This window comes from Kocuria sp. ICS0012 (assembly GCF_001665945.1).
Taxonomy (GTDB): domain Bacteria; phylum Actinomycetota; class Actinomycetes; order Actinomycetales; family Micrococcaceae; genus Kocuria; species Kocuria marina.
The window spans coordinates 1-7836 of record NZ_LZMM01000004.1 but is presented as its reverse complement, the minus strand read 5'-3'; the positions used below and the strand labels follow the sequence as shown (position 1 = coordinate 7836).

Below are 7836 nucleotides of genomic sequence, written 5' to 3'. Positions count from 1 at the left end.
GCCGCCGCCCGCCCCCCCCCCGCCCCCCCCCCCCCCCCCCCCCCCCCCCCCCCCCCCCCCCCCCCCGCCCCCCCCGCGCGCCCCCCCCCCCCCCACGCCCCAGAACCCTTCGACGTGAAGTGAGGACATCATGACGACTCCCACCCAGAAACTCTCCGACGCCGGCGTCTCCATCTGGCTCGACGACCTCTCCCGCCAGCGCCTGACGAGCGGGAACCTCCAGGAACTGATCGACACCAAGAACGTGGTGGGCGTGACCACCAACCCCACGATCTTCGCCGCGGCACTCGCGGACGGTGAGTCCTACCGCGAACAGGTCGCGGAGCTCGCCAAGGCCGGCACCTCCGTGGACGACGCCGTGTTCCGGATCACCACCGACGACGTGCGCGATGCGTGCGACCTGTTCACCCCCATCGCCCAGGCCACCCAGGGCGTGGACGGCCGCGTGTCCATCGAGGTGGATCCTCGACTGGCCCAGGACGCCGACGCCACGTCCGCAATGGCCCAGAAGCTCTCGCAGACCATCGACCGGCCCAACGCGCTGATCAAGATCCCCGCCACCGAGAAGGGCCTGCCCTCGATCGCGGCCACGATCGCGGAGGGGATCTCAGTGAACGTGACCCTGATCTTTTCGCTGGACCGCTACCGCGGGGTCATCAACGCGTACATGCAGGGCCTCGAGGAAGCGCTCGAGAACGGCAAGGACCTCTCCACGATCCACTCCGTTGCGTCCTTCTTCGTCTCCCGCGTGGACACCGAGATCGACAAGCGTCTGGACGCCGTGGGCACGGACGAGGCTAAGGCCCTGAAGGGTAAGGCGGGTCTCGCCAACGCGCGCCTGGCCTACCAGGTCTACGAGGAGCAGCTCGAGACCGAGCGTTGGAAGCGCCTGGCCGCGGCCGGGGCCAACCCGCAGCGTCCCCTGTGGGCGTCCACGGGTGTCAAGGACCCGTCGCTGCCGGACACGCTGTACGTGAGCGAACTCGTGGCCCCGAACACCGTGAACACCATGCCGGAGAAGACCCTGGACGCGACCTACGACCACGCCGAGATCACCGGTGACACCGTGACGGGGACCTACCAACAGGCCACGGACGTGCTCAACGCCGTGGCAGAGCAGGGGATTTCCTACGAGGAGGTCGTGGACCAGCTCGAGACCGAGGGGCTGAAGAAGTTCGACAAGTCCTGGGACGAGCTGCTCGCCACGGTGCGCACTGCCCTCGACGAGGCCCGCTGAGCCGAACCCAGCCACTGCGTCGCGGCTGCGATCCCGCGCCGGGCACCCGCCCGGTGAGCATAGGGTCGGAGCCGCGCCGCGGCGTCGTTGTCCGAAAACCACGTTCCGAGGAGGCTCCCCGTGAGCTCATTGTCATTGCAGGCGGCCGGCGCCGCGCGTGAGGCGATCGACACGCACGTCCCGCGTCTGGTCGCCGAGAACTTCGCGTCCAAACTCTTCGACCAGGACCCCGCGCTGTGGGGCTCCGCCGCGCAGGAGGAAGCCGCGATACGGCTCGGGTGGACCGACGCCGTGCGCGTCTCGCGCCCCCTGGTGCCCGAGATCGAACAATTGCGCCACGACTTCGCCCGGGAGGGCGTGACCCGTTTCGTGCTCGCGGGCATGGGCGGCTCGTCGCTGGCCCCCGAGGTGATCACGCGCAGCGCGGGGGTGGACCTGTTCGTGCTGGACTCCACCGACCCGGAGATGGTCACCAAGGCACTCGAGGACCTCGAGCACACCGCGCTCGTGGTCTCCTCCAAGTCCGGGTCCACCGTCGAGACGGACTCCGCCCGGCGCGTGTTCGTGAACGCGTTCGAGCGCGCGGGCATCGATGCACCGTCGCGCGTGGTGGTCGTGACGGATCCGGGCTCCCCCATGGACTCCGCGTCCCGTGAGGCCGGCTACCGCAAGGTCTTCACCGCGGACCCGAACGTGGGCGGTCGCTTCTCGGCGCTCACCGCGTTCGGCCTCGTGCCGTCCGGGCTCGCCGGCGTGGACGTCGCGGCGCTGCTCGACGACGCCGAAGAGGCCACCGAGATGCTGCGCGAGGACGACAAGAACAACATCGGTCTGCAGCTCGGCGCCGCCCTGGGCGGGACGTCCCCGCTGCGCGACAAGATCGTGCTCGTGAACCAGGGCGCACCATTCGTGGGCTTCGCGGACTGGGCCGAGCAGCTGATCGCCGAGTCCACGGGCAAGTCCGGAACCGGTGTGCTGCCCGTGGTCGTGAACGACGCCGCTCCCGAAGTGACGTCGGGCGCCCCCGACGTCCTGGTGGTCTCGCTCGTGGACGACGAGGCCGTCACGGAGGAGCAGAGCGAGGGCGTGCGCGTGGCCGGTTCGCTGGCCGGGCTCATGATGGCGTTCGAGGTCGCGATCGCGGTGGTGGGACAGTTGCTGCGCATCGACCCGTTCAACCAGCCGGACGTGGAATCCGCCAAGGCGGCCACCCGCGAGCTGCTGGCCGCCAAGCCCGAGCCCTCCCCCGCCGCCGCCACGGACGGCGCGATCGAGATCCGTGGCAGTGAACAGCTGCTCGACGGTGCCACGACCGTGCCCGAGGCACTCGCCGCACTGCTCGCCCAGCTGCCCGAGAACGGCTACGTGAGCGTGCAGGCGTACTTCGACCGTCTCGAGTGGGCGCAGCTCGAGTCGATCCGCGATCTGCTCGCACGGCACACGGGCCGTCCCGTGACCTTCGGCTGGGGACCCCGGTTCCTGCACTCCACGGGTCAGTACCACAAGGGCGGCCCCGAGCAGGGTGTCTACCTGCAGATCACTGCGGCCACGGGCACTGACGTGGACATCCCCGGGATCCCGTTCACGTTCGGTGAGCTCATCGGCGCGCAGGCCGACGGCGACGCTGGTGTGCTGAGCGATCACCACCGTCCTGTCGTGCGGCTGCGGCTCACGGACCGGGCCGAGGGTGTCGCACAGCTGCTCAGGGTGGCATCGGAGCTGTGACCCGCCACCAACCGCTAACGAACAGGAACACGCGTGCCTGACAACAAGAACTGCAACCCGCTACGCGATCCCCGCGACCGGCGCCTGACCCGGGTCGCCGCGCCGTCGGCCCTCGTGTTGTTCGGCGTCACGGGTGACCTCGCCAAGAAGAAGCTGCTGCCGGCCATGTACGACCTGGCCAACCGTAGCCTGCTCCCGCCGGCCTTCTCCCTCGTGGGGTTCGGCCGGCGGGACTGGGACGACGCCCAGTTCGCCGAGTACGTCAAGGAACACGTCGCCGAGCACGCGCGCACGCCCTACAACGAGGACCTCTGGAACCAGTTCGCCTCGGGTCTGCGTTTCGTCCACGGCGAGTTCGACGACGACGACGCGTACCACCGGCTCGCGCAGACCCTCGACGAGCTCGACCGGGACCGGGGCACCCGCGGCAACCACGCGTTCTACCTCTCGATTCCGCCCAAGACGTTCGAGGTGGTGTGCCAACAGCTCGCGGACCACGACCTCGCCGACAGCGAGGACAGCACGGGCTGGCGACGCGTGGTCATCGAGAAGCCCTTTGGGCACGACCTTGAATCCGCACGGGAGCTCAACGCGATCGTGGAACGCGTGTTCCGCGCGGACAGCGTGTTCCGCATCGACCACTACCTGGGCAAGGAGACGGTGCAGAACATCCTGGCGCTGCGCTTCGCGAACCAGATGTTCGAGCCCTTGTGGGACGCCCGCTACGTGGACCACGTGCAGATCACCATGGCCGAGGAGATCGGGATCGGTTCGCGCGCCGGCTACTACGACGGCGTGGGCGCGGCCCGGGACGTGATCCAGAACCACTTGCTGCAGTTGCTCGCGTTCACCGCCATGGAGGAACCCGCGTCCTTCACGGCGCACAACCTGCGCCGCGAGAAGGCCAAGGTACTCGAATCCGTGGTGCTGCCCGAGGACCTCGGGAAGCATTCCGCGCTGGGCCAGTACACGTCCGGGCTGCAGGGCGGGGACTACGTCAAGGGCTTCCACGAGGAGAAGGACATCCCCGCGGATTCCCGTACGGAGACCTTCGCCGCACTGCGCGTGGACATCAACAACCGCCGCTGGGCGGGCGTGCCGTTCTACCTGCGCGCGGGGAAGCGGCTGGGCCGGCGGGTCACCGAGATCGCGGTGGCGTTCAAGAAGTCGCCCAACCTGCTGTTCCGGGACATGGACAACGACGAGTTCGGTCAGAACGCGATCGTGATCCGGATCCAACCGGACGAGGGCGTGACCATCCGCTTCGGCTCCAAGGTCCCGGGCACCCAGTCCGAGATCCGGGACGTGACCATGGACTTCGGTTACGGCCACGCGTTCACGGAGTCGAGCCCCGAGGCCTACGAGCGGTTGATCTTCGACGTCCTGCTGGGCGAGCCCCCGCTGTTCCCGGACCACTCCGAGGTGGAGCTGTCCTGGAAGATCCTGGACCCGTTCGAGGAGCACTGGGCCGAGCAGCGCGTCATGCCCGAGCCGTACGCACCGGGTTCGTGGGGACCGGACTCGGCGCACGAGTTGATGGCCCGTGACGGGCGAGTTTGGAGGCGACCGTGATCGTTCAGATGGAGAACACCACCGCGGCGAAGATTGAGAAGAAACTCAATCAGTTGCGGGACGAGAACGGCGTGGTGACGCTGGGCCGCGTGCTGACGCTCGTGGTCCTGGCGCAGGCCGGTCACTCGGAGGTCGCGGTCGAGGCCGCGAACTATGCGAGTCACGAGCACCCGTGCCGGATCATCGTGCACGTAGCGCACTCCCGCACCGACGAGACCCGCTTGGACGCGCAATTGCGCGTGGGCGGGGACGCCGGCGCGTCCGAGGTGATCCTGCTGCACGGCTACGGCGAGCTCGCCGAACCCACTGAGACCCTGGTCTCCGCGCTGTTGCTGCCGGACGCACCCATCGTGGCGTGGTGGCCGCACGACTTCCCCGAGAATCCCAGCACGAGCTCGATCGGGTGCATCGCCCACCGCAGGATCACCGACTCCTCGCGTGCGCCCGCACCCTTCGAGTCCCTGGCACAACTGTCCCAGCAGTACCGCCCCGGGGACACGGACCTGTCCTGGACGCGGATCACCAACTGGCGCATCCAGCTCGCTGCGGTCCTGGACCAGGTGGGGCCCGTGAAGGTGCGCGAGATCGTGCTCGAGGGCTCCACGGTGGCCCCGTCCATGGTGCTGTTGGGGGTGTGGCTGTCCAGCAAGCTCGATGCCCCGGCGACCATCATCACCGACGACACCCGGCGAGGTCTCGACCGCGTGTGCCTGGTCACCGACGACGGATCGGTGCAGCTGCACCGCCCCGGCCGCACCGTGGCCGTGCTCTCCCAGCCGGGTCAGCCGGATCAGCAGATCGCCATGCCCGTGCGGGATCTCAACGCGTGCCTCGCGGAGGAACTGCGACGGTTGGACGCGGACGAGGTCTACGGCGAGGTCATCACCTCGGGGCTCGCGAGTGCCCGGATCACGACCCGCACCGTCGGTGAGGAGGCCGCGGAGCCTTCCGAGAACACCACGGTGCAGGGCCACGATGCCTCGGCTTCCGCACCGGCCGAGGGAGCCGGCGATGAGTGAGCCGTCCCGCCCGGAACCGCGACTCGTCCCGCACGAGGGTGACGAACGCCTTGCCTGGGACACCGCCGGGCGCGTCCTCGAGGTGCTCGAGCACGCCCAGGACGAACGCGGGGAGGCCACCCTCGTGCTGACCGGCGGGAGCATGGGGACCCGCGTGATCGGTGAGCTGGCCGGCCACCCGGACGCCGCCGTGATCGACTGGTCGCGCGTGAACGTGTGGTGGTCGGACGAGCGGTTCCTGCCCGGTGCGGACGGCGAACGCAACGGTGTCCAGGCCGCGGACGCGTGGGACGAGACCCACGAGCTGACGTGGGACCGCGTGCACCCCGTGGCGGGCTCGGACGAGATCGCGTCGGCCGATGCCGCGGCCGAGGACTACGCCGAGGAACTCGCCGCGGCGGCCGAGAACGAGGGATCCGACACGGGCCTGCCGGTCTTCGATCTGGCCCTGCTGAGCCTGGGCCCGGACACCCACGTGGCGTCCCTGTTCCCGGGCCGCGAGGACGTCCTGCGCACGGACGCCCCGGTGTTCGCGGTCGAGGACTCCCCCAAACCGCCGCCCACCCGCGTCACCATGTCCCTACCAGCGATCAATTCCGCGCAGCGGGTCTGGTTGCTGGTCGCCGGTGCTGCGAAAGCCGAGGCCCTCGCCACGATCCGACGGCCGGAGATCACCGCGACCGAGGCCCCGGCCAGCGCGGTACGCGGGACCCGGGAGACCCTGTGGCTCGTCACGGAGGACGCCCTCCCGGGCATGCCCGAGGACCCCGACCCGGCCCCGGGCGGGACCGCGGGCTGAGCCCATGATCCCGCCCCCGGGCCCGGCCCGTCACCCGGCACGTACGGGACGACACCGCACCCCGGAGACGACGACGTCGGCCCGGACCTTCACGGTCCGGGCCGACGTCGTCTGCTCTACTGAGTTCTTCTGCTGTGCCGAGTTCTTGTGCTGTGCCGAGTCGTGGCGACCGGATCAGCCGGTGCGCGTGCGGCGGCTCTCAGACCCCCGGGCCGCTGAAGCGCATCAGCAGGCCGTAGCTCACGATGGCCAGGACCCACACGATCGCCAGAACGGTGGTGATCCGCACCACGTTCTTCTGCGCGGCGCCGGAGGTGTTCAGCGACTGGGTCATCCCGCCACCGAACATGTCCGACAGACCGCCGCCCTTGCCCTTGTTGAGCAGGACGAACATGATGCACAGGATGCCGGTGACCACGATGATCACCTGGAGGGCGATCTGGAGGATCTCCACGAATAGCCTCGATTCACGAATCTCGGGGGCGGGTCAACCGTCAACGATCGGAGGGGATCACTGGTCGGTGACCAGGTGCTGCTCGAACCGGGTAATCTTAGCAAATTCCTCCGCGTCCAGACTGGCACCGCCCACCAAGGCCCCGTCCACGTCCGCTCCCCCGAGGATGTTCGCGACGTTCGAGGACTTCACCGAACCGCCGTAGAGCACCCGCGTGGCCTTCGCGAAGTCCTCGCCGTACAGCGACTCGAGTTCCGCGCGGATCGCGTGGGCCATCTCCTGGGCGTCCTCGGGTCCGGCCACCTCCCCCGTGCCGATGGCCCACACCGGTTCGTAGGCCACCACGAGGCCCTTGAGTTCGCCGGCGTTGAGCTCCGCGAGGCTCCCGCGCAACTGCTCGAGCGTGTACTGCACGTGCTCGCCGGCCTGGCGCTGCTCGAGACCCTCGCCGATGCACAGCATGGGGGTCAAGCCGTGACGGATCGCGGCGCGGACCTTGTCGCGGCACTGCTCATCGGATTCGGCGTGGATACTCCGCCGTTCGGAGTGCCCCACGAGCGCGTAACGGCACCCAAGCTTGGCCAGGAACTGTCCCGAGATGTCTCCCGTGTATGCCCCGGAGTCCTGGTCGGAGAGGTCCTGGGCGCCGTAGACGATTTGCAGTCCGTCGCCGTCCACGAGGGACTGCACGGAGCGCAGGTCGGTGAACGGGGGAAACACCGCGACCTCCACGCGGGAGAAGTCGTGCTTGGCGTCCTTGAGTGTCCACGCGAGCTTCTGCAGCAGGGCGATGCCCTGCGTGTGGTCCATGTTCATCTTCCAGTTGCCCGCGATCAGGGGCGTGCGGTCGAAGACACCGTTGGTCTGGGTGGTCATGGTTGGATCTCCTTCGGTCGTGCGGCGTGGCTGTGGACGGGGGCGGGCGCGGGGGGGGGGCGGGGGCGGGCCCCCCCCCCCCCCCCGCGGGGGGGGGGGGCGCCCCCCCCCCCCCCCCCCCCCCCCCCCCCCCCCCCCCCCCACGCACGTGAGC

7 protein-coding genes are annotated in these 7836 nt (G+C 69.5%); 5 read left to right on the top strand and 2 right to left on the bottom strand.

Going from position 1 to position 7836, the window contains the following annotated elements:
• Nucleotides 1-130: 130 nt before the first annotated feature.
• From tal to pgl, 5 genes are all read left to right on the top strand, one after another.
• Nucleotides 131-1237: a transaldolase gene (gene tal, locus A5728_RS00345; RefSeq protein ID WP_035962046.1), complete on the top strand. Its 1107-nt coding sequence runs from the start codon at nt 131-133 to the stop codon at nt 1235-1237.
• A 120-nt stretch (nt 1238-1357) separates the two neighbouring features.
• Nucleotides 1358-2962, top strand: coding sequence for a glucose-6-phosphate isomerase (locus A5728_RS00340; protein WP_064845170.1), 1605 nt, complete (start codon nt 1358-1360; stop codon nt 2960-2962).
• Nucleotides 2963-2995: 33 nt separating this feature from the next.
• A complete protein-coding gene (gene zwf / locus A5728_RS00335) occupies nt 2996-4534 on the top strand; it encodes a glucose-6-phosphate dehydrogenase (protein ID WP_064845169.1) in 1539 nt (512 codons plus the stop codon).
• Entirely contained in the window at nt 4531-5553 is a 1023-nt protein-coding gene (locus tag A5728_RS00330) for a glucose-6-phosphate dehydrogenase assembly protein OpcA (protein ID WP_064845168.1), read from the top strand. The genes zwf and A5728_RS00330 overlap by 4 nt, the downstream gene beginning before the upstream one ends.
• Nucleotides 5546-6352 (top strand): 6-phosphogluconolactonase, encoded by an 807-nt coding sequence (gene pgl, locus A5728_RS00325; RefSeq protein ID WP_064845167.1) that lies wholly within the window; start codon nt 5546-5548, stop codon nt 6350-6352. The genes A5728_RS00330 and pgl overlap by 8 nt, the downstream gene beginning before the upstream one ends.
• A 199-nt stretch (nt 6353-6551) precedes the next feature.
• Here pgl and secG read toward each other — a convergent pair whose 3' ends face one another.
• Entirely contained in the window at nt 6552-6806 is a 255-nt protein-coding gene (secG, locus tag A5728_RS00320; RefSeq protein WP_035962057.1) for a preprotein translocase subunit SecG, read from the bottom strand.
• Nucleotides 6807-6863: 57 nt separating this feature from the next.
• Entirely contained in the window at nt 6864-7682 is an 819-nt protein-coding gene (tpiA, locus tag A5728_RS00315; RefSeq protein WP_064845166.1) for a triose-phosphate isomerase, read from the bottom strand.
• Nucleotides 7683-7836 lie beyond the last annotated feature (154 nt).

Coding starts and splice junctions, on each gene's coding strand:
- tal (WP_035962046.1), top strand. CDS start 131: ATGACGACTCCCACCCAGAAACTCTCCGACGCCGGCGTCTCCATCTGG.
- pgl (WP_064845167.1), top strand. CDS start 5,546: ATGAGTGAGCCGTCCCGCCCGGAACCGCGACTCGTCCCGCACGAGGGT.
- tpiA (WP_064845166.1), bottom strand. CDS start 7,682: ATGACCACCCAGACCAACGGTGTCTTCGACCGCACGCCCCTGATCGCG.